This window comes from Phytobacter cepae (assembly GCF_054165735.1).
Window position 1 is genome coordinate 2869259 of record NZ_CM135107.1, and the last position, 26767, is coordinate 2896025.

Sequence of the window (26767 nt, forward strand, 5' to 3'; positions counted from 1 at the left end):
CCTCGTTTAGAAAAGATTAATGGAAGGTTGCTGCGAGGCAGTGTATGTTTGCCTTTTCGACTTATCACGATGGCATATGAATAAGATCGTTTTTGTAGAAGACGACCCGGAAGTGGGCGCGTTGATTGCCGCTTATCTGGGCAAACACGATATGGATGTCATTGTTGAACCGCGCGGCGATCGCGCCGAAGAGGTGATTGCGCGCGAAAATCCAGATTTGGTCCTGTTGGACATTATGCTGCCAGGTAAAGACGGCATGACGCTGTGCCGGGATTTACGCCAGCAGTGGACGGGTCCTATCGTGCTGCTCACCTCGCTCGACAGTGACATGAACCATATCCTCTCGCTTGAAATGGGCGCGAACGATTACATTCTTAAAACCACCCCTCCCGCCGTCCTGCTCGCCCGTTTACGTCTGCATTTACGTCAGCGTGCCGAGGTCAGTCAACAGGAGCCCACGGCAGCCCTGAAACAGCACAAGGCACTGCGTTTCGGCAGCTTAGCTATCGACCCGGTAAACCGTCAGGTAACGCTGAGCGGCGAACAGGTGATACTCTCAACGGCTGATTTTGATCTGTTGTGGGAGCTTGCCACCCACGCCGGGCAAATCATGGATCGGGATGCCTTACTCAAAAATCTGCGTGGCGTCACCTATGACGGTATGGATCGCAGCGTGGATGTGGCTATCTCTCGTCTGCGTAAAAAATTGCTCGATAACGCGACTGAGCCCTATCGCATCAAAACTGTGCGCAATAAAGGCTATCTTTTCGCCCCACACGCCTGGGATAACTGAGTCCGGCTTTATTCGCGGGTGCCTTTATGAAAAAACTTTTCGTCCAGTTTTATCTTCTGCTGTTTGTCTGCTTCCTGGTGATGACCATGCTGGTCGGGCTGGTGTACAAGTTCACCGCCGAGCGGGCAGGCAGACAGTCGCTGGACGATTTGATGAAAAGCTCGCTCTATCTGATGCGCAGTGAACTGCGTGAGATCCCGCCTCATCAGTGGAACAAGACGCTTAAAGATCTGGATTTGAATCTCTCGTTCAATCTGCGAATTGAGCCGATGAGTAAGTACAGGCTGGATCCCCCCGCCGATCAACGGATGCGTGAAGGGGATATTGTCGCGCTGGATTCAGAATATACCTTTATCCAGCGAATTCCCCGCAGCCATTATGTGCTGGCCGTAGGACCGGTCCCCTACCTGTTTTATATGCATGAAATGCGCATTCTTGATATCACGCTGATGGTATTTATTGCTATTTCGCTGGCCTTCCCGGTGTTCATCTGGATGCGACCTCACTGGCAGGAGATGCTTCGGCTGGAGTCCGCGGCGCAACGCTTCGGTGACGGGCACCTGGAAGAGCGTATCCATTTTGACAGCACCTCCAGTTTTGAGCGGCTGGGCATCGCCTTTAACCAAATGGCGGATAACATCAATGCCCTGATTGCCAGCAAAAAACAGTTAATTGACGGCATCGCGCATGAACTCCGTACCCCGCTGGTCAGGCTTCGTTATCGTCTCGAAATGAGTGATAACCTGAGCGACAGCGAACGCGCGGCCTTAAACCGGGATATTGGTCAGCTCGAAGCGCTGATTGAGGAACTCCTGACCTATGCCCGTCTCGACCGACCGCAAAACGAGCTGAAACTGACCACCCCGGATTTTGCCGCCTGGATCCAGAGTTACATCGATGATGCTCGAATTGTTAACCCTGGCCGTACGCTGCTTCTTAATCATGACAGTGCGGAGTATGGCGCACTGGACATGCGTCTGATGGAACGCGTACTCGATAACCTGGTCAACAACGCCCTGCGCTATTGCGAAACCACCGTGAGGGTCAACCTGACGCGCGAAGGCACAACGGCCATCCTTAGCGTGGAAGATGATGGCCAGGGAATCGCATCTGAGGATCGTCAGCGCGTTTTCGAACCCTTCGTGCGCCTTGATCCCAGCCGGGATCGCGCCACGGGGGGATGCGGCCTGGGTCTGGCCATAGTGCATTCTATTGCTCAGGCGATGGGCGGTGACGTAACCTGCGGTGAAAGCGCTTTGGGTGGCGCACAGTTTAGTTTTCGCTGGCCAGTTTACCATTTGGTTGATCTGCCCTGAGCAGCGGCATAGCTCCACTGGTCAGGTGAGCGGCGCTATGGTATATATTAAGTATGTTGTAACTAAATGGACAGTTCCATGGCAAGCTATGACCTGATCGAACGCCTTAATACGACCTTCCGCCAGCTAGAACAAACGTTGGCGGCCTTTAATGCCGATCTCGCCCAGTGCCGGTTGCTGGCGGGCCGGGTATTTTCACTTCCGGATGTGGAAAAGGGTGCGGAGCACGACCCGCTGCCCGCTATCCAGGTGAAACAACATATTGGTAACGAGGCCGCTGCACTGGCGCATAAACATTACGCACATCTGTTTATTCAGCAGCAGTCTGAAAACCGCAGCAGCAAGGCCGCGGTGCGTTTGCCCGGCGTTATCTGTTATCAGGTCGATGCTGAAGCCCGCGCCAGGTTGGAAGCAGCAGTCAGCACAATCAATGCGCTGAAAATGACCTTCGAGCGGATTGTCACCGTCGACTCTGGCCTTCCCCCAACCGCCCGTTTCGAATGGGTCCATCGCCATCTGCCTGGGCTTATTACGCTGAATGCCTATCGGACGCTGACCACGCTCCGCGATCCGGCAACATTGCGTTTTGGCTGGGCCAACAAACATATCATCAAGAACTTCACTCGTGACGAGGTACTCGCGCTGCTCGATAAAAGCCGCAAATCACCGCGTGCCGTCGCCCCCTGGAGCCGAGAGCAGTGGCAAGCTCGCCTTGAACAGGAGTATCAGGATATTGCGGCACTGCCGCAGCATACGCGTCTGAAAATCAAGCGTCCGGTGAAAGTGCAGCCCATTGCGCGGGTCTGGTATTCAGGTTCGCAAAAGCAGGTGCAGTACGCCTGCCCCACGCCGCTGATTGCGCTGATATCCGAAGAGAATGGAGGTAAAGTGCCGGACATTGGCGAGCTGCTTAACTATCAGGCTGACAATGTCCAGCATCGTTATAAGCCCCAAGCGCAGCCGTTAACGCTCATCATTCCCCGGCTGCACCTGTACGTTGCCGATTAGGCTGGCTTCATGCTGCCAACCATGGATTCAGGCCGCACCCAACTGTCGAACTCGGCTTCCGTCAGGTAGCCGAGCGCCAGCGCCGATGCTTTCAACGTCAGCCCTTCTTTATGCGCTTTTTTGGCAATCTCTGCCGCTTTGTCATAGCCGATATGCGTGTTCAGCGCCGTCACCAGCATTAACGATTCATTGAGCAGTTGGTCAATACGATCGCGGTTAGGCTCAATACCTGTTGCACAGTGTTCATTAAAGCTCTCCATGCCGTCCGCCAGAAGGCGCACTGACTGGAGGAAGTTATGAATCACCATCGGCCGGAAAACGTTGAGCTCAAAGTTGCCAGAGGCCCCGCCCATATTGACGGCGACATCGTTGCCCAGCACCTGACAGCAGAGCATGGTCATCGCTTCGCACTGTGTCGGGTTCACTTTCCCTGGCATGATGGAACTGCCTGGTTCGTTTTCCGGAATCGAGATCTCACCAATGCCGCAACGGGGCCCTGAGGCCAGCCAGCGCACATCGTTAGCAATTTTCATTAATGAAGCAGCCAGCCCTTTCAGGGCGCCGTGCGCGTGCACCAACGCATCGCAGGTGGCCAGCGCCTCGAACTTATTCGGAGCGGTGACGAAAGGCTGACGGGTAAAGGATGCCAGCTCGTCAGCCACCCGTTTCGCATACTCAGGATGCGTGTTTAACCCGGTGCCGACGGCCGTCCCACCCAGCGCCAGTTCACTTAGGTGCGGCAAGCTGAGTTCAATATGTTTGAGATTATGCTCGAGCATCGCCACCCAGCCGGAAATCTCCTGCCCGAGGGTCAACGGCGTCGCATCCTGCAAATGGGTGCGCCCGATTTTGACAATGTCAGCAAAGGCGATGGCCTTCTCGTGGAGCGTCTTTTTCAGCACATGCAGTTCAGGGATCAGATGCTCGCGCAGCGCAATAATCGCGGCAACATGCATTGCCGTTGGGAAGACATCATTCGAACTCTGACTCTTATTCACATCATCGTTAGGATGAACTTTGCGCGCCATTCCGCGCTCACCGCCTAACAGTTCACTGGCACGGTTGGCCAGCACTTCATTCATGTTCATGTTGCTCTGGGTACCGGAGCCGGTTTGCCAGATAGCGAGGGGGAACTCCTCGGGATGCTTTCCGCCCAGTACCTCGTCCGCAGCATCAATAATCGCGCGGGATTTCTCGGCTGCCAGTAGCCCCAAATCCTGATTAACTTTCGCGGCAGCGCGTTTGGTCAGCGCCAGTGCATAGATAAGCGAGACCGGCATTTTCTCCGTTGAAATACGGAAATGCTCCAGAGAACGCTGGGTTTGTGCGCCCCACAGCTTATCCGCCGGGACGTCAATTGCGCCCATGGAGTCTTTTTCACTACGATGCGTTGTCATGACTTTCTCCCTGTTACGAAGTGATGTTGAGTACCGACATGGCTCACCTGCTAACAAAGCTTAAGTATTGATGCTTGTTATAACGACGTTTATTGCTTCGTGCGCTTTAAGAAGGCGCAAAAAAAACCGCCCCGAAGGGCGGCGGGTCTTATTTTACACAGCGGCCGCACTGGCCCGACTGGATCTGCTGGAAGAAGTCGTTACCTTTATCATCTACCAGAATAAAGGCCGGGAAATCTTCCACGTCAATTTTCCAGATAGCCTCCATACCCAGTTCCGGGTAGGCCACGCACTCCAGACTCTTGATACTGTTTTGCGCCAGAATCGCCGCCGGGCCACCAATGCTGCCCAGGTAGAAGCCGCCATGCTTATGGCAGGCATCGGTCACCTGTTGACTGCGGTTGCCCTTCGCCAGCATGACCATACTGCCGCCCTGAGACTGAAGCTGATCGACATAGGAATCCATCCGCCCCGCGGTTGTTGGCCCCAGCGAGCCTGAAGCGTACCCTTCAGGCGTTTTAGCCGGGCCGGCGTAATAGATGGGGTGATCTTTGACATATTGTGGCAGCGGTTTGCCTTCGTCCATGAGCTCTTTCAGCTTGGCATGGGCAATGTCGCGCGCCACGATAATCGTGCCGGTCAGTGACAACCGCGTGGATACCGGATACTGCTTAAGCTGGCCGAGGATCTCTTCCATCGAACGGTTGAGGTTAACCTTGATGGCTTCCCCCTCGCCCGCTGCGCGCAAGGATTCAGGAATATATTTACCCGGATTTTGCTCCAGTTTTTCCAGCCAGACGCCTTCGCGATTAATTTTACCTTTAATGTTACGGTCCGCGGAGCAGGAAACGCCCATGCCAACCGGGCAGGATGCGCCATGACGCGGTAAACGCACGACGCGAATATCGTGGGCAAAGTATTTGCCGCCAAACTGCGCGCCGAGACCCAACTGCTGGGCTTCAATCAGCAATTCGTTCTCAAGTTGCACATCACGGAAGGCCTGACCGTGTTCGTTCCCCTCGGTGGGCAAGCCATCATAGTATTTGGTCGAGGCAAGCTTAACGGTTTTGAGTGTGGCTTCGGCACTGGTTCCACCGATCACGAAGGCGATATGGTAGGGCGGGCAGGCCGCCGTGCCCAGCGTGCGCATCTTCTCGACCAGATAGTTTTTAAGCTTACCGGGGCTCAGCAGCGCTTTCGTCTCCTGATAGAGATAGGTTTTATTCGCCGAACCGCCGCCCTTGGCAATGCAGAGGAATTTGTATTCATCCCCATCGACACTGTAGAGATCAATCTGCGCCGGCAGGTTGGTACCGGTATTAACCTCTTTGTACATGTCTAATGCCGCGTTTTGTGAATAACGCAGATTGTCTTCGATATAGGTGTTATAGACGCCCTGGGAGAGCGCGGCTTCATCCCCTCCCCCGGTCCAGACCCGCTGCCCTTTTTTGCCCATGATAATCGCCGTGCCGGTGTCCTGGCAGGTCGGCAGAATGCCTTTGGCAGCGATTTCGGAGTTACGCAAAAACTGTAAGGCAACATATTTATCGTTTTCGCTGGCATCCGGGTCACTGAGGATATCGGCAACCTGCTGCTGGTGGGCGGGGCGTAAAAGAAAGGAGGCGTCATGAAAAGCATGTTGGGCCAGCAGGGTAAGTGCTTTAGGGTCAACTTTGAGGATCTCTTGCCCCTCAAATTCGGCCACGGACACATAGTCACTGCTGAGTAAATAATATTCGGTCTCGTCCTTTTTCAGCGGAAAAGGATCTTGATAAGTAAAGGTTTTAGTCGACATTGTTCTCTCACTTACTGCACGATCTGGTTATTATTCGGCAGGACATCCATCTGCCACAAAAAAGCGAGTCCGCATATCCTACACAATTATTTAACAAAAACTGAGACTAGTACGACTTTTTACATGCGCTGATTACTTCATGCGGGTTTATTGCTTTAATACCCGCACTTACGTTAAACATGATTAAGGGCGGGATAATGCAAAAACTCATCAACTCAGTGCAAAACTATGCCTGGGGAAGTAAAACTGCGTTAACGGAACTCTACGGCATCGACAACCCTGACAATTTGCCAATGGCCGAATTGTGGATGGGCGCGCACCCGAAGAGCAGCTCAAAAGTGCAGGATGCAGCGGGTCAACCGCACTCCTTGCGTCAGGTGATTGAACAGGATAAATCCACACTGTTGGGTACGGCAGTTGCCGACCGTTTCGGTGAACTGCCTTTCCTGTTTAAGGTCCTCTGCGCCGATCAGCCATTGTCCATTCAGGTGCATCCGAATAAGCAGAATTCAGAGACAGGCTTTGCCAAAGAGAATGCGGCGGGTATTCCTCTTGATGCCGCTGAGCGCAATTATAAAGACCCTAACCATAAACCTGAACTGGTCTTCGCCCTCACCCCCTTCCTGGCGATGAATGCGTTCCGCCCCTTTGCAGAAATCGTGTCGCTGCTTCAACCGGTCGCAGGGGCACATAACGCTATCGCGCATTTTCTCCAGCAGCCGGGTTCAGAACGACTGAGCGAACTGTTTGCTGCTCTGCTTAATATGCAGGGCGACGAAAAATCCCGTGCGCTGGCGGTACTCAAAGCGGCGCTGAACGGCCAGCAGGGCGAGCCCTGGGAGACCATTCGCGCGATTAGCGAATTTTACCCGGACGACAGCGGTCTTTTCTCTCCCCTGTTGCTGAACGTGGTGAAACTCAAGCCAGGTGAAGCGATGTTCCTGTTCGCGGAAACGCCGCACGCATATCTGAAAGGGGTTGCCCTGGAGGTGATGGCGAACTCCGATAACGTGCTGCGCGCGGGCCTGACCCCGAAATACATTGATATTCCTGAGCTGGTCGCTAACGTTAAATTCACCCCTAAACCGGCCGACACGCTGCTGACCACGCCGGTCAAAAATGACACCTCGCTGGACTTCCCGATTCCGGTCGACGATTTCGCCTTTTCCCTGCATGACCTCAGTACCCGTACCGCAGAACTGGCGCAGCAAAGTGCAGCCATTGTCTTCTGCGTAGAGGGCGAAGCCGTGCTCAGTAAAGGCGAAAACCGCCTGGTGCTCAAGCCTGGCGAGTCGGCATTTATCGCGGCCAATGAATCACCGATCGGCGTCAGCGGTGTCGGACGCGTAGCGCGGGTCTATAATAAGCTGGACTAAGTTACTGAACTTTTTAGCAAGCGTTGCTAAGATTTACTCAGCCTTTTCATCTGTCCAGGCGGCTTGTTCCGCCTGGTTTTATTTTTAGGGACAAATCGAATGAAAAAATCGCTGGTTGCTGTAGGCGTTGTCATTGCTCTGGGTGTGGTCTGGACCGCAGGTGCCTGGTACACGGGAAAACAACTTGAGGGCCGTCTTGCCCAGATGGTTACCGAAGCAAATAGTCAGATAAACCGCGTTGCGCCGGAAGCGAGCGTGGTCATCTCCTCACAAAATTATCACCGTGGCCTCTTCTCCAGCCAACTGGAGCTGGTGGTTAAGCCCGTCGAAGGTAAAGAGAATCCGTGGCTAAAACCCGGGCAAAGTATTGTCCTGCATGAAAATGTCGATCATGGTCCCTTCCCGCTGGCGCAGCTAAAAACCTTCAACCTTATTCCTTCCATGGCGTCGGTTCACTCTACGCTTGTGAACAATGACGTGACCAGGCCGCTGTTTGATATCGCCAAAGGTCAGTCGCCGGTTGTGGTTGAAACCCGTATTGGCTATGGCGGCGATTCGCGTAGCGATATCTCCCTGCGCGCGCTGAATTCTGAAAAGGAAGGTGAGAAAGTCGCGTTCAGCGGCGGCGAATTCCGCCTCAGTGCGGACAAGGATGGCAATGTTGTTACGCTCAGCGGTCAGGCGCAGAGCGCACTGGTTGATGCCGTGAACGAGTACAATCAGCGCGTACAACTCTCCTTCAATAATCTGAAGACCGAAGGGACGACCGAGCTTTCGAGCTTTAATGAGCGAATTGGTAATCAGAAACTGACCCTGGATAAACTGGCGATTGCGGTGGAAAACAAAGAGATGGCCGTGCTGGAAGGCATGAACCTGAATGCCAAATCCGAAGTCTCTACCGACAAGAAAAACATCGACAGCCAGGTGGATTACGCCATTAGCAGCCTGAAAGTTCAGGGCCAGGATATGGGCAGCGGCAAGCTGACCCTGAAGGTGGGTCAGATTGACGGCGAAGCCTGGCACCAGTTCAGCCAGCAATATAACGCCCAGACTCAGGCCCTTATGGCACAGCCTGACGTGATGAAGGATCCGGTGCTGTATCAGCAAAAAGCCACTGAAGCCTTCTTCAATGCGGTACCGTTATTGCTCAAAGGCGAACCGGTTATCACCATTGCCCCACTGAGCTGGAAAAACGCCAAAGGTGAAACCGCCTTTAACCTGTCGCTGTTCCTGAAAGATCCGGCCAAAACCACCGCGCCGGCACAGACCCTGGCACAGGAAGTCGATCGCAATGTGAAGTCCATCGACAGCAAGCTGACCATCCCGATGGATATGGCGGTTGAGTTTATGACGCAGGTGGCGAAGCTTGAAGGGTATCAGCAAGCGGAAGCCGAAAAACTGGCCAATCAGCAGGTTAAAGGGCTGGCGGCGATGGGGCAGATGTTCCGCATCACCACAATGGAAAACAACACCATTGGCACCAGCCTGCAGTATGCCAACGGTCAGGTCACGCTGAATGGTGAGAAGATGCCGCTGGATGAATTTGTAGGCATGTTCGGCCTGCCTGCCCTGGGGCAACCGGGTTTGGGCGCGCCACAAGCGCCGGCAGTGCCTGCCGACCCGGCGGCACCCACAGCACCGGTGGTGCCGCAGCAGTAGTCGCAAGCCCCTCTTCGGAGGGGTTTTTTATGGGTTAACTACCAGCCCCGGAGACAGCACCACATGGTGTAAGGTGCGTTCCGGCGCGTCAATGCGTTGCAAAATCCGCTCTGCCAGCAGATACCCCATCTCTTTGCCCGACAGCGTGGCCCAGGCTACCGGAATATCATACTGCCCTTGTTCCCAGGCATCCGCAAAAGCGGCGAGCGAGACCTGCTGCTCAAAGAAACGATCCAGTCCCGACCCTGCCTGACGCCCTGCGCGCAGTAACCCAAACCAGGCCCCTACCGCCGTCGGGCCGTTATAACACACCAACGCATCGATAGTCGGATTACGGCTCAGCAGCAACTGCACGGCTTCTGCGGCCTGTTTCTGACTGGCGTCGCACTCCACGACCCAGTCGCTGTGAAACGGCAGACCGTATTTCAACAGCGTGGCGCAATACCCTCCCACCCGTTCGGCCCGAATCAGGGACGAACTTTCGCCACCCAGCCAGGCGATACGTTGATGCCCCTGCTGAATAAGATGCTCGGTCACCCGTTGTGCCGCCAGGGTGTTGTCGGGCCGGACGGTATCATTGTCATCCGGGTAGTTGGCCCGGGAGGCAAAAATCAGCGGAACACCGGCTTCCTGCGCACGCGCACGCAAAGCAGCGCCCTGCTCGCCCGGCATCCCGGCGATAATCACGCCATCTACCCCCTGGGTCAGCAACGTGTTCAGGCGCGTCAGCATATGTTCGCCGCCACGTCCGCCATGGAGTAAAAAGACCATCCGGCCCTCGCTTTCCAACGCCTCGCTCAGTCCAGATGTCGCCTCGGCATAAAAGGTTTGTGCGAGATCGCAGACAATCAGGCCGATCACGCCCGTCTGCCCACCGCGCAGTGCCGAGGCCTGACGATTACGCACGAACCCCAACTCTTCTATCGCATCGTGTACGCGCTGCCCGGTCTGGGCGGAAATGCGTCCTTTGCCGCTCAGTACCAACGACACCGTTGTCACCGAAACCCCGGCAGCCAACGCGACGTCGTTAATGGTGATTTTTTTTACTGTAGACATAAAAGTGTCTGACACCCGATAAAACGATTTACCAATGACGGATGTTATAAACCATATGATGGTCAAATTATGTGATTTATTTCGCACTAAAATTAGGTAAAACGTTTTATCTTGCTGCTGCATTCACCTTCACCATAACGATCAGGAGCACGCATGTCCGGTAGAAAAAGGCAAAAAATTTCGCTGTGGGAGTTTTTCCAGCAATTAGGAAAGACGTTTATGTTGCCGGTCGCGCTGCTCTCTTTCTGCGGGATCATGCTGGGGATTGGCAGTTCACTCAGCAGTCAAAGTGTCATTACCTTACTTCCGGCGCTGGGCCACCCCATTCTGCAGGCGATTTTTGTCTGGATGGGGAAAGTCGGTTCCTTCGCTTTTAGTTTCCTGCCGGTGATGTTTTGTATCGCTATCCCGCTGGGGCTGGCGCGTGAGAACAAAGGGGTGGCTGCTTTTGCCGGTTTTGTCGGTTATGCCGTCATGAACCTTGCCGTTAACTTTTGGCTCACCGCCAAAGGCATCCTGCCCACCACTGACGCGGCCATTCTTAAAGCCAACAATATTCAGAACGTTATCGGTATTCAGTCCATTGATACCGGGATCCTGGGTGCGGTTATCGCCGGGATCATTATCTGGAACCTGCACGAGCGTTTTAACACTATTCGCCTGCCTGATGCCTTGGCGTTTTTTGGTGGCACCCGCTTTGTGCCCATCATTACCAGCGTGGTTATGGGGCTGGTTGGGCTAGTGATCCCGCTGGTCTGGCCCTACTTCGCCATGGGTATCACCGGGCTTGGACAGATGATTAATGGTGCCGGCAGTTTTGGTCCGATGATTTTCGGTACCGGCGAACGTTTGCTGCTCCCCTTCGGTTTGCAACATATTCTGGTCGCCATTATCCGCTTTACGGAAGCAGGCGGGACAATGGACGTATGTGGCCATAGCGTGAGCGGCGCGCTCACCATTTTCCAGGCTCAATTGAGCTGCCCGTCAACTCAGGGTTTCTCCGAGAGCGCAACCCGCTTCCTGTCGCAGGGTAAAATGCCAGCCTTCCTCGGCGGTTTACCGGGTGCCGCGCTGGCCATGTACCACTGCGCAAAACCGGAAAACCGTCACAAAATTAAAGGGCTATTGATCTCAGGCGTCATTGCCTGCGTGGTGGGCGGCACAACGGAACCCCTGGAGTTCCTGTTCCTGTTCGTTGCTCCGGCTCTGTACGCGATTCATGCTTTGTTGACCGGACTGGGCTTTACCGTCATGGCCGTACTGGGCGTCACCATCGGCAATACTGACGGTAACGTCATTGATTTTGTGGTGTTTGGCATACTTCACGGTCTGGCAACCAAATGGTATCTGGTGCCGGTGGTAGCAGCCGTCTGGTTTGTGACCTACTACGCCATCTTCCGTTTCGCTATTCTGCGCTTCAATATCAAAACGCCAGGTCGTGAGGCAGAGACGGCCAGCAGCGCCGAAAAAACCGCGAGTGGCGTAACAGGTAAATCCGGCTATAACGTGCCGGCTATCCTTGCCGCACTGGGTGGCAGTGAAAACATCACCACGCTGGATAACTGCATTACCCGCCTGCGCCTGTCGGTCAAAGATATGTCACGGGTAGACAGCGCGGCGCTAAAAGCCAACCGGGCAATCGGCGTTATCCAGCTCAATCAGCATAACCTGCAGGTGGTGATTGGACCTCAGGTTCAGTCAGTCAAAGATGAGATGACGGAATTAATGCACTCCGTACACGCATAGCATGATCGCCCTCACCGCGTGGGGGCGTTTTTCAAAGGAAAGAGCCATGTTTGATTTTTCGAAAATAATCGATCGTCACGGCACCTGGTGCACGCAGTGGGACTATGTTGCTGACCGATTCGGCGAGGCGGATTTGCTCCCTTTCACCATTTCCGATATGGATTTTGCAACGGCCCCCTGCATTACCGATGCCCTACAGCAACGCCTGAATCATGGCGTGCTCGGCTACAGCCGCTGGCAAAATGACGCGTTCAGTGGCGCAATCAGCCATTGGTTCGACGATCGCTTCAATACGATGATTGACAGCCGCAGCCTGGTGTATGGCCCCTCGGTTATTTATATGATTGCTGAAATGATTCGTCAGTGGTCATCTCCCGGAGACGGCATCGTGGTGCACACGCCTGCGTATGATGCGTTTTATAAAACCGTTGCGGGCAACCAAAGTAAGCTTGTTCCGGTTGCGCTGGAGCACGATGAGACAGGCTGGCAGTGCGATATGGCAAAACTGGAGTCCGCTCTTGCCTGCCCGGAAAACAAAATCTTACTGCTCTGCAGTCCGCATAATCCCACTGGTAAAGTCTGGACGCGGGAAGAGCTCAATGAGATGGCGATGCTTTGCGAACGTCATCAGGTCAAGGTGATAAGCGACGAAATCCATATGGATATGGTGTGGAGCAGGCAGCAACATACGCCCTGGCATCAGGTGGCGCGCGGCCCGTGGGCGCTGTTTACCTCAGCCTCCAAGAGCTTTAATATCCCGGCGCTCACGGGGGCGTACGGGTTTATTGCCGATGAAACTGACCGCAACCGTTACCTGGCCGCACTGAAAAACCGTGACGGCCTCTCCTCGCCTGCGGTCCTGTCTCTGGTCGCCCATATTGCGGCTTACCAGGAAGGCGCCACCTGGTTGGATGCCCTTCGCGGTTACTTACAGGCAAATCTGCGCTATATCGCTGATGAACTGAACGGCGCATTTCCCTCGCTTAGCTGGCAGGTTCCTGAATCCACCTATCTTGCCTGGATTGATTTATCGCCATTGGGTATTGATGCCGGTACTTTGCAAAATGAACTAATCCATCGGCAAAAGGTGGCGATCATGCCGGGTTCAACGTATGGTGCTGATTTTCAACACTTTATTCGTCTGAATGCCGGTTGCCCGCGTGCAAAACTGGAGCAAGGCGTGGCGCGGCTGATTGCCGGCATTCGGGCTATTCAGTAAGCGTGGCGTTGCGCAAACAACATTGTTTTTGCGCAACATGGCTTTTTATGCCGGTTTCCTTTTACAATAGATCGCACTTTACCTAAAACAAGAGTGCGACCATGATTGATACCAACCTGCCACTAACCGACATTCATCGCCACCTGGACGGCAATATTCGGGCACAAACCATTCTCGATCTTGGCCGTGAGTTTAACCTCACTCTTCCTGCCAACACGCTCGACACCCTGTTACCCCACGTGCAAGTCTCCACCAATGAGCCGGATCTGGTGAGTTTCCTCTCCAAACTGGACTGGGGGGTGAAAGTGCTGGCCTCGCTGGAAGCCTGCCGCCGTGTTGCCTATGAAAACATGGAAGATGCGGCACGTAACGGCCTGCATTATGTTGAACTGCGTTTTTCTCCGGGCTATATGGCAATGACCCATAATTTACCCGTCGAAGGGGTGGTCGAAGCCGTTATTGCGGGAGTGCGCGATGGGAGCAACGCCTTTGGCGTGCAGGCGCGCCTGATCGGTATTATGAGCCGTACCTTTGGCGAAGCCGCCTGTCAGCAGGAGCTGGATGCGCTTCTGGCTCACCGTGATGGCATCACTGCGCTAGATCTCGCGGGTGACGAGTTGGGGTTCCCCGGTAGTCTGTTCCTCTCTCACTTCAACCGCGCCCGTGACGCAGGGTGGCATATTACTGTTCATGCGGGTGAAGCGGCGGGGCCTGAAAGTATCTGGCAGGCCATTCGTGAGCTCGGTGCAGAGCGTATCGGACATGGGGTGAAAGCGATTGACGATCCGGCGCTGGTGGCCTTTCTTGCTGAGCAACGTATTGGGATAGAATCCTGCCTGACCTCCAATATTCAAACCAGCACGGTGGCCTCACTGGCGAGACATCCGCTGAAATCCTTCCTGGAACAAGGCGTGCTTGCGTCGATCAACACCGATGATCCAGCCGTTCAGGGGGTGGATATTGGTCATGAATATAACGTTGCTGCCCCAGCCGCAGGCCTGAGCCCTGATCAGATTCGCCAGGCGCAAATCAATGGCCTGGAGATTGCCTTTCTCAGCGCGAGCGAAAAGCAGGCATTAAAAGAGAAAGTGCAGCAAGGAAAGGCATAATCCCGCGAGAAAAAGAAACGCCGCTCATGAGCGGCGTTTGTTATTACGTCAGGCTGAGCGTCGCCCGGTGCTTCGCCGATTCGATGCCCAATTCTATCAATTCCATGATTCGAATGGCCTGACTGGCAGGGACCGGGTTCTCTCCCACCCCGTTCAGTGCATCGCGAATACCGGCATAGTAAGCCGGATAGTTCCCCGGCACGGTCAGCCAGGTTTCCTCTACCCGCTCTTCGCCTTCAACGCGGGTCAGTACTCCATCACGCATGTCATAGCCCCAATCTTCCTGCGGCAGCCTCGCGCCGCTTTTCAGCCGCTCCTCCTGGGGATCGAGACCAAATTTCACGAAGCTGCCTCGTGTGCCGTGAACGATATAGCGCGCAGACTCCGCCGCCGCCAACATCGTGCCATGCAGCACGACGCGACGCTGCGGGTAAGAGAGCACCGCATGGAAATAGTCGGTTGCCTGCGAACCCGGGCGCAATTGTGCGAGATCCACGGTGAGGGAGACCGGCAATCCAAAGAGGTTAACCGCCTGATCGAGCAAATGCGGGGCTAAATCGTACCAGATACCGCTGCCAGGGCCGGCCTGCTCACGCCAGCGATTACGGATCTCCGGGCGATAACGGTCAAAATGCGATTCGAAATAGGTGATCTCACCTAAAGCGCCATCGGCAAAAATACTTTTCAGGGTCAAGAAATCGCTGTCCCAGCGGCGATTGTGGAAGACGGACAGCACACGGCCCAGATTTTTTGCCAGCGCGTCCAGCTCTCTGGCTTGCGACAGGGTTACGGTGAAAGGCTTATCGACCACGACATGTTTGCCCGCTTCCAGCGCGGCTTTCGCCAGCGGGAAGTGGGTGTCATTCGGGGTAGGAATCACAATCAAATCAATTTTGGGATCGTTAAATAAGTGCTTCGGCTCAGAGACTACCGGCACACTCGGCCAGTCCGCCTTGACTTTTGCTGCATCGCTACTGGAAACGGCAGCCAGTTCCATGCCCGGTGTGCCCGCAATCAGCGGCGCATGGAAGGTCTTACTGGCGTAGCCATAGCCAATCAGTCCGACGCGGATATTGTCACTCATATTACGTTCTCCTGTCTTTGGAGCGGATATTTGACCTCAACTTTCTATTACCCACAACCGCTTCTTTGATTCACCTGCGAACATTCAACTCCAGGAATAATCGCAATATAGAGGGGTAAAGGGCCTATTTTGCTAAAAATCACTTTGGCTATCTTGTCGATGTTCATGCTCATGGGTAACATTCCGGACCGAATAAGGAAGCAGTACCAGGGAGATGTAAGCAAATGGCGTCAATTTTTAACCGTATCATCGAATTAATGGGCTGGATGGTGCTGGGCGTGTCGACTCTTCTTTTAGTCGTTGCCAGTCATATTGATAATTATCAGCCGCCTGAACAGAGTAACATCGCGCAGAAAAAATAGACGAGATTGCTGCCGTTTGCCCCTTAATTATGGCATTCAGTTGAGTATTGCCAGTCGTAAAGAAGAGCGCTACTCTTCATCCCCAGGCACCGTCCAGGTGTCTGTAACACCCTTTAAAGAAAATTCCTAAATAAACGGTAGTGCACCCAGCGACAATCATGCGCTGATAAGCCCGTTTATTATTCGACCGAATTACCCGCGAATGTTTTATTGTCTTTCTATTATATGGATAACGCTTAACATGACCGTTCAGGACTATTTATTAAAATTTCGCAAAATCAGTTCCCTTGAAAGTCTGGAAAAACTGTTCGATCACCTCAACTACACTCTGACCGACAACATAGAAATCATTAACATGTATCGCGCAGCCGATCACCGTCGGGCCGAACTGGTTTCAGGCGGCTGTCTTTTCGACATTGGTTGCGTCCCCAAGTCGGTCTGGCATTACGTTCAATAGCATCTGTAGCATTCGTTCAATAATGCTTTATACTCCTGGCCGGTAAAAGCGTTATGGCCATGAGGAAGAGTATGACAACGAGACATGCAGAAAGAATCGGCGGCTGGCTTCTTGCCCCCCTTGCCTGGTTGCTGGTTTCGTTGCTGGGCCAGACGCTCAGTCTGGCGTATGCTATCCGCCTGCAGTTCCCCCAGTTCATTGCCGCTATAGGTGCTGTCCCTGTCGCGAATCTGTTTATCTGGTTTATTTCGTTCGCGTTTGCGTCCGGGGTCTGGTGTTACACGCTGTGGCTGGTTGTCGCCTTTTTTAAACGCCGCCGCAGCGTCTTAAAACAGATGATTATCTGGCTGCTCATCACGCTGCTGCTGGCACTGAAATCTTTTGCCTTTTTACCTGTTGCGGATGAAATAGCGGTTCGCGATCTGCTTTTTGCTCTGGCCGCCACTGCGCTCATCGTGCCTTACTTCAAACGGTCTGAGCGTGTTAAACAGACCTTTGTGAACCCGTAATAACCTTACAGTTATTCTGTTGTCGCCTGCTGTCGTTTGACGGATAATAGGCGGCTTTTTTATTTCAGGCCATCTAATGACAGACTATCTGCTGCTTTTTATCGGAACCGTTCTGGTCAATAATTTTGTGTTGGTGAAGTTCCTTGGCTTATGCCCATTTATGGGTGTGTCCAAAAAACTTGAAGCCGCCATGGGCATGGGGCTTGCCACCACCTTCGTGATCACGCTGGCCTCTATTTGTGCCTGGATTATTGATACCTGGCTGCTCATCCCGCTGGAACTGGTCTACCTGCGCACGCTGGCATTTATCCTTGTCATTGCTGTTGTGGTGCAGTTCACCGAGATGGTGGTACGTAAAACCAGCCCGGCGCTCTATCGCCTGTTGGGGATCTTCCTGCCGCTGATCACCACTAACTGTGCCGTGCTTGGCGTGCCATTGCTCAATATCAACCTTGGGCACAATTTCCTGCAATCCGCGTTGTATGGCTTTTCTGCCGCCGTTGGATTCTCCCTGGTCATGGTGTTGTTTGCTGCCATCCGTGAACGTCTCGTCGTCGCCGATGTGCCCGCACCTTTTCGCGGTAATGCCATCGCGCTCATTACCGCAGGTCTAATGTCTCTGGCCTTTATGGGCTTTAGTGGTCTGGTGAAGTTGTAATGAATGCAATCTGGATAGCCATTGCTGCCCTGAGCGTGCTCGGGCTACTGTTTGGCGTCATTCTTGGTTATGCGTCGCGCCGTTTCGCCGTTGCAGAGGATCCGGTTGTCGAAAAAATTGACGATTTGCTCCCGCAGAGCCAGTGCGGCCAGTGCGGTTATCCTGGCTGTCGGCCCTACGCTGAGGCCGTTGGCCTGCAGGGTGAAAAAATCAACCGCTGTGCGCCGGGCGGTGAAGCCGTGATGCTGAAAATTGCCGAAACGCTTAACGTCGATCCGCAGCCAATAGACGGTGACGATGCCGCTCTTGAACCCGTGCGTATGCTCGCTATTATCGACGAAGCTAACTGTATCGGCTGTACCAAATGTATTCAGGCTTGTCCTGTCGATGCCATTGTTGGCGCGACCCGCGCTATGCACACGGTCATGAGTGACCTGTGCACGGGTTGTAATCTTTGTGTGGATCCGTGCCCGACGAAGTGTATTGAGTTACGTCCGGTTGAAACGACCACCGCCAGCTGGAAATGGGACTTGCACACGATTCCGGTGCGTATTATTCCCGTGGAACAACATGCTTAAGTTATTCTCCGCTTTTCGTAAAGACAAACTGTGGGATTTTCACGGTGGTATTCATCCGCCGGAAATGAAAACGCAGTCTAATGGCACGCCTCTGCGCCAATTACCGCTGGCGACACGCTTTGTTATTCCCCTGAAACAGCATATCGGTGCTGAGGGCGAATTGTGCGTCAGCGTCGGCGACCGGGTTCTGCGCGGTCAGGCACTGACGCGAGGCCGGGGGCGTATGCTGCCGGTGCACGCTCCCACATCCGGACTCATCACGGCAATCGCCCCTCATTCGACCGCCCATCCTTCTGCCCTGCCAGAGCTCAGCGTCATCATTGATGCCGACGGCGAGGACCAGTGGATTGAACGTGACGGGTGGAGCGATTATCGCAGCCGTGAACGGTCAGCGCTGATTGAACGTATCCATCAGTTTGGCGTCGCGGGCTTAGGCGGTGCAGGCTTCCCGACGGCAGCGAAACTGAAAGGCGGCGGCGATCTCATCGAGACGTTGATCATTAATGCTGCCGAGTGTGAACCTTACATCACCGCTGACGATCGCCTGATGCAGGATTGCGCGGCGCAAATTGTTGAAGGCGTGCGTATTCTGATGCACATCCTGCAACCGCGGCAGGTACTGATCGGTATTGAGGACAACAAACCTCAGGCCATTTCTATGCTGCGTGCGGTTCTGGCGGGTTCACATGATATTCAGTTGCGCGTCATCCCGACCAAATACCCCTCCGGTGGGGCTAAGCAGCTCACGCAGATCCTGACCGGCAAACAGGTTCCCCATGGCGGCCGCTCTTCCGATATCGGCGTGCTGATGCAAAACGTCGGTACCGCCTACGCCATTAAACGCGCCGTTATTGACGGTGAACCGCTGACCGAACGTGTGGTGACGCTGACGGGTGAAAGCGTCACCCAGCCAGGAAACGTCTGGGCGCGTCTGGGAACACCGGTGCGTCATTTGCTGGACAACGCCGGTTTCTGCCCGTCAGCCGAGCAGTTAGTCATCATGGGCGGGCCGCTAATGGGCTTTACGCTGCCCTGGCTCGATGTGCCGGTGGTTAAAATTACCAACTGCCTGCTTGCCCCCTCCCCCAGTGAAATGGGTGAACAAACGGAAGAGCAGGGCTGCATTCGTTGCAGCGCATGCGCGGATGCCTGCCCGGCCGATCTGCTGCCACAGCAGCTTTACTGGTTCAGTAAAGGTCAGCAGCATGATAAAGCCACGGCGCACAACCTTTCAGACTGTATCGAATGTGGGGCCTGTGCCTGGGTTTGCCCGAGCAGTATTCCACTGGTGCAATATTTCCGTCAGGAGAAAGCGGAAATTTACGCCATTGCACAGGAAGAGAAGCGTAACGCCGAAGCAAAAGCCCGCTTTGAAGCGCGTCAGGCACGTCTGGAACGTGAAAAAGCGGCGCGTGCAGAGCGCCATAAGCAGTCTGCGGTACAGCCAGCGGCGAAAGATCAGCAGGCGATTGACGCAGCCCTGGCGAGGGTGCGTGAAAAACACAGCACAGCCGCGCAGACGCTGGTTGTTCAGGCCGGCAGCACACCGGATAACAGCGAAATGATTGCCGCCCGTGAAGCACGTAAGGCGCAGGCACGCGCACGTCAGGCGGAGAAAGCCTTGCAGACGGAACGCGCTGAATCAGGTGACACCACCACCGCCGAACCGCTGGATCCGCGCAAAGCGGCGGTGGAAGCCGCTATCGCCCGTGCAAAAGCCAGAAAATTACAGCAAACCGGCGCCGAACCCCCGGCACCGATTGCCGAACCGACGGATGCTGAGCCGGTCGACCCGCGCAAAGCTGCGGTGGAAGCGGCGATTGCGCGTGCGAAAGCCAGAAAACTACAGCAACAGGGTGTGACAGAAGCCCCGGTCGCTGCACCTGCCCCCGTGGTTGCTGAGCCAATCGACCCGCGCAAAGCCGCCGTGGAAGCAGCGATTGCCCGCGCGAAGGCCAGAAAACGACAGCAACAGGGCGTGACAGAGGCCCCGGTCGCTGCACCTGCACCCGTGGTTGCCGAGCCGGTCGACCCGCGCAAAGCAGCGGTAGAAGCAGCGATTGCCCGCGCGAAAGCCAAAAAATTACAGCAGCAGTCCGCGTCGACGGACGCCGCCAATGACGATCCCCGGAAAGCAGCAGTAGCGGCAGCTATCGCTCGGGTTCAGGCCAAAAAAGCCGCACAGCAAGCCGTTAACGAGGATTAAATGGTTTTCAGAATCGCAAGTTCCCCTTATACCCATAACCAGCGTCAGACCTCACGGATAATGATGCTGGTCGTGTTCGCCACCTTGCCGGGCATCGCGGCGCAATGGTGGTTTTTTGGTTGGGGAACCCTGATCCAAATCGCCATCGCCATTGCCTCTGCGCTGGCTTCTGAAGCCGTGGTGCTGCATCTGCGTAAGCAAAATGTCAAAGGCATTCTGTCTGATAATGCCGCCCTGCTCACCGGGCTGTTATTGGCCATTAGCATTCCTCCTTTTGCCCCCTGGTGGATGGTTGTCCTGGGTACCGTGTTTGCCGTCATCATCGCCAAGCAGCTTTATGGTGGGCTGGGGCATAACCCCTTTAACCCGGCAATGATTGGTTATGTGGTGCTGCTCATCTCCTTCCCGGTACAGATGACCAGTTGGCTACCGCCGTTTGAAATTGCCAGGACGGTGCCTGGGCTGATGGATGCCGTTCAGATCATTTTTAACGGTCATGCCGCCACGGGTCACACCATGGATAGCCTGCGTATGGGCATTGATGGCATCAGCCAGGCCACACCGCTGGATACCTTTAAAACCTCGCTGCACGCCGGCCACAGCGTCAGTGAGATCCTTCACTACCCGATATTCAGTGGCGCACTGGCGGGTGCGGGATGGCAGTGGGTCAACGCCGGTTATCTGTTAGGTGGCCTGTTCCTGCTCGCTAAAAAAACGATTCGCTGGCACATTCCGGTGAGTTTCCTTATCTCACTCACGGTTTGTTCAACGCTCGGCTGGTTCTTCTCGCCAGGCAGCCTCGCATCACCACTGGTGCATCTGCTTTCAGGCGCCACCATGCTCGGGGCATTCTTTATTTTGACCGACCCGGTTACCGCCTCAACGACAAATAAAGGTCGCCTGATTTTCGGTGCACTTGCCGGCTTGCTGGTCTGGCTTATCCGCAGCTACGGGGGTTACCCGGACGGTGTGGCGTTTGCAGTATTGCTGGCGAATATTACTGTCCCATTGATTGATTATTTCACACGCCCTCGCGTGTACGGCCATCGTTAAGGAGTCGCCATGCTTGATACCATGCGAAAATATGGCATGACGTTGACGCTGTTCGCGGCGGCATCAACCGGCATGACTGCGGCTATTAACCAGCTCACCAAATCCACCATTGCCGAACAGGCCGTGATGCAGCAAAAAGCGTTGTTCAGCCAGGTCCTCCCTGCCGACAGCTATAATAATGCCTTGCAGAACAGTTGTTACCTGGTGGATGCCCCTGAGCTTGGAAAAGGCACACATAAAGTCTACATCGCACGTAAAGACGATACGCCAGTGGGAGCCATACTCGAAGCCACCGCCCCTGATGGCTACTCTGGCGTCATTCAGCTATTAGTGGGTGCCGATTTTAACGGAACGGTGCTGGGCACACGTGTCACTGAACACCATGAAACGCCGGGGCTCGGTGACAAAATTGAACTGCGTATTTCCGACTGGATCACCCGTTTCGCCGGTAAGAAAATTGAAGGCGCGAACGATACGCACTGGGCAGTGAAAAAAGACGGCGGTGATTTTGATCAGTTTACCGGCGCCACTATTACCCCCCGTGCGGTAGTCAATGCTGTTAAGCGAGCGGGCCTGTATGCCCAGAGCTTGCCTGGCCAGCTTTCCAGTTTGCCGAGTTGTGGGGAGTAACCATGAGCGAAATTAAAGAGATCATCGTCCAGGGGTTGTGGAAAAATAACTCTGCCCTGGTTCAGCTGTTGGGGATGTGTCCTCTGCTTGCGGTCACCTCCACTGCCACAAATGCGCTGGGGCTGGGGCTGGCGACCACACTGGTATTGACGCTAACCAACCTGACCATCTCGTTGGTACGCCGCTGGACGCCGTCAGAAATCCGTATTCCCATTTACGTGATGATCATTGCCTCGGTGGTGAGCATCGTGCAGATGCTGATCAATGCCTATGCCTATGGGTTATATCAGTCGCTGGGGATTTTCATCCCTCTGATTGTGACCAACTGTATTGTGGTCGGACGCGCAGAAGCCTTTGCCGCTAAAAAAAGCCCTGGCCTTTCTGCGCTGGACGGTTTTTCTATCGGTATGGGCGCAACCTGCACCATGTTTACGCTGGGCTCGCTGCGCGAGATTTTGGGTAACGGTACGTTGTTTGACGGTGCCGATAGCCTGCTGGGCGGATGGGCAAAAGTGTTGCGTGTCGAAGTCTTCCACACCGACTCCTCTTTCTTACTGGCCATGCTGCCACCGGGTGCCTTTATCGGCCTCGGAATGTTGCTGGCCATTAAATACCTGATCGACGAGCGTTCGAAAAAACGCCGTGCCGCAGCGATCGCGCGCGATACAACGCAAACCGTGCCCGGGAACGCCTGATGAATAAAGTGAAACGGCGGGAAATCCTGACCCGCCTGCGGGACGATAATCCGCACCCGACGACAGAACTGAATTTTAACTCACCTTTTGAACTGCTGATTGCCGTGCTGCTCTCAGCACAGGCCACTGACGTGAGTGTCAATAAAGCCACCGCCCTGCTCTATCCGGTCGCAAACACCCCGCAGGCGATGCTGGAACTTGGCGTTGATGGGTTAAAAGGCTATATCAAAACCATTGGCCTGTTTAATACCAAAGCGGAAAACGTCATTAAAACCTGCCGTATTTTGCTCGAACAGCATGCGGGTCAAGTCCCCGAAGACAGAGCGGCGCTGGAAGCGCTGCCCGGTGTCGGTCGTAAGACAGCTAACGTGGTGCTGAATACGGCGTTTGGCTGGCCGACTATTGCAGTAGATACCCATATTTTTCGTGTTTGCAACCGGACGCATTTCGCGCCCGGTAAAAACGTAGAACAGGTTGAAGAGAAGCTGCTCAGCGTCGTCCCTGCGGAATTTAAAGTCGACTGTCATCACTGGCTTATTCTGCACGGCCGTTACACCTGCATTGCTCGCAAACCCCGCTGTGGCTCCTGCATCATCGAGGATCTCTGCGAGTACGAGAGTAAAACGGAACTCTGAACGCGCGTTGGTTCAGAAAGGCCTGAAGACCGCGAGCAAAATAATTAACGCCACCGCCACGCTAATCCCCGCGGTGGCCTGAGAGACAACGCCCGGAATACGACTTCCCTGCCCCGTGGCCAGACGGCGCAGTGTGGCACTCAGCACGCCGTGGATACCGGAAAGCCCGATCACCAGCAGGATTTTCACGATAAGCCAGGCATGCGGCATTTGCCCGTGCAGCAGTAACATTGCAAGCCCCATCAGCCATAACACTACCATCGCGGGCGAGGTGACTTTTCGACTCCACTGGCGAACGTGTTCCAACAGAGCTACAGGTAATGTCGCCTTTTGATGGATCAAATGGCCGCACCAGCCCACCACGACCGCCATCACCAGCATTCCACCTGTCCAGATAATGGCCGCGATAATGTGTATAGCATTCAGCCACGGGTGTAAATTCATGGGGTAAACTCCGAAAAAATATAAGAAAGGCAGTCTGCCAGCATCGAGAAGACATGTCATTGACTACAGCTATACAAACAAAAAGATTCGCAAAAACATTGATCTACTATGGACTCTCCACTTACACGTTTTCCCTCAATATGCCCCCTGAACCCGGCTTATGCCAGACTGCGTTGTCATATTCTGCGTTGAAGAGCACTTAACGATGATTATTCCGCTATCGTCAACATTCATTGCCCACGCGGGGGCTTATTAGCATTTATCATGGTATATAGTTTTTTTATGACAAAAAAATTCTACCCACGGGTGATTATTATCATTTTGCTATCATCATGTTAATGAGTCGATCACATAGACGATAACGTTTGCGTAGCATATCCATTATATTGCTAAAAACCGATATATATATCCATTAAATAATCACCACGCAGCCCGATAAACTACCTAACAGGCAAAACAGCAGAAGATATAACCTTAAGTCCATTTCATCCCCAAGCAGTTAGTGAAAAAAACTACCATAATCCGGGCGGCAAAATTTAACGCTGAATAACATTTGCAGTAGCGGTTTATAATATCGCTAAAGATAAATGTAACAGTTCATTACAAAAGCCTTGCCTCAAGTGTCAGGATAAGGAACATTACCCGCCGTTTTCCCTCCCGCAATTATTATAAACACGATGAATACTGGGCATCGTGTGCCGAATCCCCCCGTTAATATGGGATGAAAAAAAAGAGGTATTTGTGTCTACAGCAAACAACAAACCAACAGAAAGCGTAAGTCTTAACGCTTTCAAACAACCCAAAGCGTTTTACCTGATCTTTTCAATTGAGCTGTGGGAGCGTTTCGGCTTTTACGGTCTGCAAGGAATCATGGCCGTTTACCTGGTGAAACAGCTGGGTATGTCTGAGTCCGATTCCATTACGTTGTTCTCTTCCTTTAGTGCACTGGTGTACGGCCTCGTTGCCATCGGCGGCTGGCTAGGCGACAAAGTCCTGGGGACTAAACGCGTCATTATGCTGGGTGCGATTGTACTTGCAGCCGGTTATGCGCTGGTTGCCTGGTCCGGCCACGATGCGGGTATCGTCTATATGGGGATGGCGGCAATTGCCGTAGGTAATGGCCTGTTTAAGGCTAATCCGTCTTCTCTTCTGTCGAAATGCTACGCTAAAGATGACCCGCGCCTGGACGGTGCATTTACCATGTACTACATGGCCGTTAACGTGGGGTCTTTCTTCTCCATGCTGGCCACGCCATGGCTTGCTGCCCGCTTTGGCTGGAGCGTTGCTTTCGCGCTGAGCGTAGTGGGTCTGCTGATCACTATCGTGAACTTTGCCTTCTGCAAACGCTGGGTGAAAAACTACGGCTCTAAACCTGACTTCGAACCGGTGCGCATCGGTTACCTGCTGGCAACCATCGTAGGTGTCGTGATCCTGGTTGCCATTGCCACCTGGCTGCTGCATAACCAGGGTATTGCGCGTATGGTTCTCGGTGTTGTCGCACTGTGCATCGTGTGCATCTTTGCTAAAGAGACCTTTGCTCTGCAGGGCGCGGCACGCCGTAAAATGATTGTCGCCTTCATCCTGATGCTGCAGGCTATCGTTTTCTTCGTGCTCTACAGCCAGATGCCAACCTCCCTGAACTTCTTCGCTATCCGTAACGTTGAGCATACTCTGCTGGGCCTTACCTTTGAGCCGGAGCAGTTCCAGGCGTTGAACCCGTTCTGGATTATCATCGGTAGCCCAATTCTCGCCGCTATCTACAATAAAATGGGCGATACCCTGCCGATGCCGCACAAATTCGCCATGGGTATGGTGCTCTGCTCTGGTGCGTTCCTGGTGCTGCCGCTGGGGACGAAATTCGCCTCAGAAGCCGGTATTGTTTCCGTTAACTGGCTGGTTGCAAGCTATGGCCTGCAGAGTATTGGTGAACTCATGATCTCCGGTCTGGGTCTGGCAATGGTGGCACAGCTGGTGCCGCAGCGCCTGATGGGCTTCATCATGGGTAGCTGGTTCCTGACCACCGCTGGGGCAAACATCATCGCCGGTTATGTCGCCAATCAGATGGCCATCCCAGAGAACGTAACCGACCCGTTGCTGTCACTGGAAATCTATGGTCACGTCTTCCTGCAGATCGGTATTGTCACGGCGGTAATTGCCGCGCTGATGATTATTGCCGCGCCTAAGCTGAACCGTATGACGCTGTCAGACGATAAAGACGCGCAAGACGCTGAAAAAGCTGTCGCATAGCCATTAGTGCTGTTCTGTCTGGCAAAGCCGTTAACTTTTCGTTAACGGCTTTTTTTTTATGCCTGAGGGGAATAATCTATGCCGGAATTCAGCTAAAAGGAGAGAAGAATGAAACTGTTTTACAAACCAGGTGCTTGCTCACTGGCTTCCCATATTGCCCTGCGCGAAGCAGGAAAAGACGTTGAACTGGCTAGTGTCGATTTGATGAAAAAACGCCTGGAAAACGGTGACGACTTTTTTGCTATTAACCCGAAGGGGCAGATCCCTGCGCTGCAGATTGATGCATACACGCTGCTGACCGAAGGGGTGGCGATTATGCAGTATGTTGCAGACAGCGCGCCGCAAAGCCAGCTGCTGGCGCCCGTGGGTGATTTAACGCGTTATAAGACACTGGAATGGCTGAATTTCGTCGCGACCGAACTGCACAAAGGCTTTACGCCTCTGTTCCGCCCGGATACTCCGGAAGATTTCAAACCGACTGCGCGCGCCTTGCTGGAGAAAAAACTGCAATACGTCGACGATACCCTGGCAAACCAGCAGTGGATTAACGGTCACCATTTCTCTATTGCCGATGGTTACCTGTTCACCGTACTGCGCTGGGCGGTGGCGGTAAAACTGACCCTGCCTGCGGCCGGAAATATCACCGCCTATATGCAGCGTGTGGCCGCGCGCCCGGCAGTTGCGGCGGCGATGGCGGCGGAAGGGATTTAACCGCCATAAAAAAAGGGAGTGATT

Annotated in this window: 25 protein-coding genes; 20 read left to right on the forward strand and 5 right to left on the reverse strand. The window is 54.0% G+C overall.

The window, feature by feature from the left end:
* The first annotated feature begins 76 nt into the window (after nucleotides 1-76).
* The 3 genes from rstA to tus all read left to right on the forward strand — a co-directional run bounded on the left by rstA (nucleotide 77) and on the right by tus (nucleotide 3117).
* Nucleotides 77-793, forward strand: a complete 717-nt coding sequence (gene rstA, locus ACUY4Q_RS13355; protein WP_458043242.1) for a two-component system response regulator RstA — start codon at nucleotides 77-79, stop codon at nucleotides 791-793.
* Between the two features lie 26 nt (nucleotides 794-819).
* Nucleotides 820-2109, forward strand: coding sequence for a two-component system sensor histidine kinase RstB (rstB, locus tag ACUY4Q_RS13360; RefSeq protein WP_458043243.1), 1290 nt, complete (start codon nucleotides 820-822; stop codon nucleotides 2107-2109).
* A 78-nt stretch (nucleotides 2110-2187) separates the two neighbouring features.
* Nucleotides 2188-3117, forward strand: a complete 930-nt coding sequence (tus, locus tag ACUY4Q_RS13365; protein ID WP_458043244.1) for a DNA replication terminus site-binding protein — start codon at nucleotides 2188-2190, stop codon at nucleotides 3115-3117.
* On the opposite strand, the gene fumC is transcribed toward tus, so the two are convergent.
* Complete coding sequence (gene fumC / locus ACUY4Q_RS13370) at nucleotides 3114-4514, reverse strand: class II fumarate hydratase (RefSeq protein WP_458043245.1); 1401 nt, start codon at nucleotides 4512-4514, stop codon at nucleotides 3114-3116. The genes tus and fumC overlap by 4 nt on opposite strands.
* 148 nt (nucleotides 4515-4662) lie before the next feature.
* Nucleotides 4663-6309 (reverse strand): class I fumarate hydratase FumA, encoded by a 1647-nt coding sequence (gene fumA, locus ACUY4Q_RS13375; protein ID WP_458043246.1) that lies wholly within the window; start codon nucleotides 6307-6309, stop codon nucleotides 4663-4665.
* Nucleotides 6310-6506: 197 nt separating this feature from the next.
* On the opposite strand from fumA, the gene manA reads away from it, so the two are divergent.
* The gene (manA, locus tag ACUY4Q_RS13380) at nucleotides 6507-7685 is read left to right on the forward strand and encodes a mannose-6-phosphate isomerase (protein ID WP_458043247.1); all 1179 of its coding nucleotides are present in this window, start codon (nucleotides 6507-6509) and stop codon (nucleotides 7683-7685) included.
* Between the two features lie 99 nt (nucleotides 7686-7784).
* Complete coding sequence (locus ACUY4Q_RS13385; protein WP_458043248.1) at nucleotides 7785-9344, forward strand: YdgA family protein; 1560 nt, start codon at nucleotides 7785-7787, stop codon at nucleotides 9342-9344.
* A gap of 27 nt (nucleotides 9345-9371) precedes the next feature.
* On the opposite strand, the gene malI is transcribed toward ACUY4Q_RS13385, so the two are convergent.
* Nucleotides 9372-10400 carry a Mal regulon transcriptional regulator MalI gene (malI, locus tag ACUY4Q_RS13390; protein WP_458043249.1) on the reverse strand — a complete coding sequence of 343 codons (1029 nt, stop codon included), beginning with the start codon at nucleotides 10398-10400 and terminating at the stop codon, nucleotides 9372-9374.
* Between the two features lie 153 nt (nucleotides 10401-10553).
* Between malI and malX the strand changes: the two genes are divergently transcribed.
* The 3 genes from malX to add all read left to right on the forward strand — a co-directional run bounded on the left by malX (nucleotide 10554) and on the right by add (nucleotide 14474).
* Nucleotides 10554-12146 (forward strand): maltose/glucose-specific PTS transporter subunit IIBC, encoded by a 1593-nt coding sequence (malX, locus tag ACUY4Q_RS13395; protein WP_458043250.1) that lies wholly within the window; start codon nucleotides 10554-10556, stop codon nucleotides 12144-12146.
* A 46-nt stretch (nucleotides 12147-12192) separates the two neighbouring features.
* Entirely contained in the window at nucleotides 12193-13365 is a 1173-nt protein-coding gene (locus ACUY4Q_RS13400; RefSeq protein WP_458043251.1) for a MalY/PatB family protein, read from the forward strand.
* Nucleotides 13366-13466: 101 nt separating this feature from the next.
* Nucleotides 13467-14474 (forward strand): adenosine deaminase, encoded by a 1008-nt coding sequence (add, locus tag ACUY4Q_RS13405; RefSeq protein ID WP_458043252.1) that lies wholly within the window; start codon nucleotides 13467-13469, stop codon nucleotides 14472-14474.
* A 43-nt stretch (nucleotides 14475-14517) separates the two neighbouring features.
* On the opposite strand, the gene ACUY4Q_RS13410 is transcribed toward add, so the two are convergent.
* On the reverse strand, nucleotides 14518-15558 hold the full coding sequence (locus ACUY4Q_RS13410; RefSeq protein WP_458043253.1) for an oxidoreductase: 1041 nt from the start codon (nucleotides 15556-15558) through the stop codon (nucleotides 14518-14520).
* A 224-nt stretch (nucleotides 15559-15782) separates the two neighbouring features.
* On the opposite strand from ACUY4Q_RS13410, the gene blr reads away from it, so the two are divergent.
* From blr to nth, 10 genes are all read left to right on the forward strand, one after another.
* Nucleotides 15783-15920, forward strand: coding sequence for a division septum protein Blr (gene blr / locus ACUY4Q_RS13415; protein WP_458043254.1), 138 nt, complete (start codon nucleotides 15783-15785; stop codon nucleotides 15918-15920).
* Between the two features lie 241 nt (nucleotides 15921-16161).
* Nucleotides 16162-16377: a transcription modulator YdgT gene (gene ydgT, locus ACUY4Q_RS13420; protein ID WP_458043255.1), complete on the forward strand. Its 216-nt coding sequence runs from the start codon at nucleotides 16162-16164 to the stop codon at nucleotides 16375-16377.
* Between the two features lie 71 nt (nucleotides 16378-16448).
* Nucleotides 16449-16886: a DUF2569 family protein gene (locus tag ACUY4Q_RS13425; protein WP_458043256.1), complete on the forward strand. Its 438-nt coding sequence runs from the start codon at nucleotides 16449-16451 to the stop codon at nucleotides 16884-16886.
* Nucleotides 16887-16962: 76 nt separating this feature from the next.
* A complete protein-coding gene (rsxA, locus tag ACUY4Q_RS13430; RefSeq protein WP_458043257.1) occupies nucleotides 16963-17544 on the forward strand; it encodes an electron transport complex subunit RsxA in 582 nt (193 codons plus the stop codon).
* A complete protein-coding gene (gene rsxB, locus ACUY4Q_RS13435) occupies nucleotides 17544-18122 on the forward strand; it encodes an electron transport complex subunit RsxB (protein ID WP_458043258.1) in 579 nt (192 codons plus the stop codon). Before rsxA ends, rsxB begins: the two co-directional genes overlap by 1 nt.
* Complete coding sequence (gene rsxC, locus ACUY4Q_RS13440) at nucleotides 18115-20328, forward strand: electron transport complex subunit RsxC (protein ID WP_458043259.1); 2214 nt, start codon at nucleotides 18115-18117, stop codon at nucleotides 20326-20328. The genes rsxB and rsxC overlap by 8 nt, the downstream gene beginning before the upstream one ends.
* The gene (rsxD, locus tag ACUY4Q_RS13445) at nucleotides 20329-21381 is read left to right on the forward strand and encodes an electron transport complex subunit RsxD (RefSeq protein WP_458043260.1); all 1053 of its coding nucleotides are present in this window, start codon (nucleotides 20329-20331) and stop codon (nucleotides 21379-21381) included.
* Between the two features lie 9 nt (nucleotides 21382-21390).
* Entirely contained in the window at nucleotides 21391-22011 is a 621-nt protein-coding gene (rsxG, locus tag ACUY4Q_RS13450) for an electron transport complex subunit RsxG (protein WP_458043261.1), read from the forward strand.
* Between the two features lie 2 nt (nucleotides 22012-22013).
* Nucleotides 22014-22706 carry an electron transport complex subunit E gene (locus tag ACUY4Q_RS13455; protein WP_458043262.1) on the forward strand — a complete coding sequence of 231 codons (693 nt, stop codon included), beginning with the start codon at nucleotides 22014-22016 and terminating at the stop codon, nucleotides 22704-22706.
* Nucleotides 22706-23341, forward strand: coding sequence for an endonuclease III (gene nth / locus ACUY4Q_RS13460; RefSeq protein WP_458043263.1), 636 nt, complete (start codon nucleotides 22706-22708; stop codon nucleotides 23339-23341). Before ACUY4Q_RS13455 ends, nth begins: the two co-directional genes overlap by 1 nt.
* Before the next feature lie 12 nt (nucleotides 23342-23353).
* On the opposite strand, the gene ACUY4Q_RS13465 is transcribed toward nth, so the two are convergent.
* The gene (locus tag ACUY4Q_RS13465) at nucleotides 23354-23785 is read right to left on the reverse strand and encodes a CopD family protein (RefSeq protein WP_458043264.1); all 432 of its coding nucleotides are present in this window, start codon (nucleotides 23783-23785) and stop codon (nucleotides 23354-23356) included.
* A 741-nt stretch (nucleotides 23786-24526) separates the two neighbouring features.
* Here ACUY4Q_RS13465 and dtpA point away from each other — a divergent pair.
* Together dtpA and gstA are read left to right on the forward strand one after the other, a co-directional pair.
* Entirely contained in the window at nucleotides 24527-26032 is a 1506-nt protein-coding gene (gene dtpA / locus ACUY4Q_RS13470; RefSeq protein ID WP_458043265.1) for a dipeptide/tripeptide permease DtpA, read from the forward strand.
* Nucleotides 26033-26140: 108 nt separating this feature from the next.
* Entirely contained in the window at nucleotides 26141-26743 is a 603-nt protein-coding gene (gstA, locus tag ACUY4Q_RS13475; RefSeq protein WP_458043266.1) for a glutathione transferase GstA, read from the forward strand.
* The last annotated feature ends 24 nt before the right edge of the window (nucleotides 26744-26767 follow it).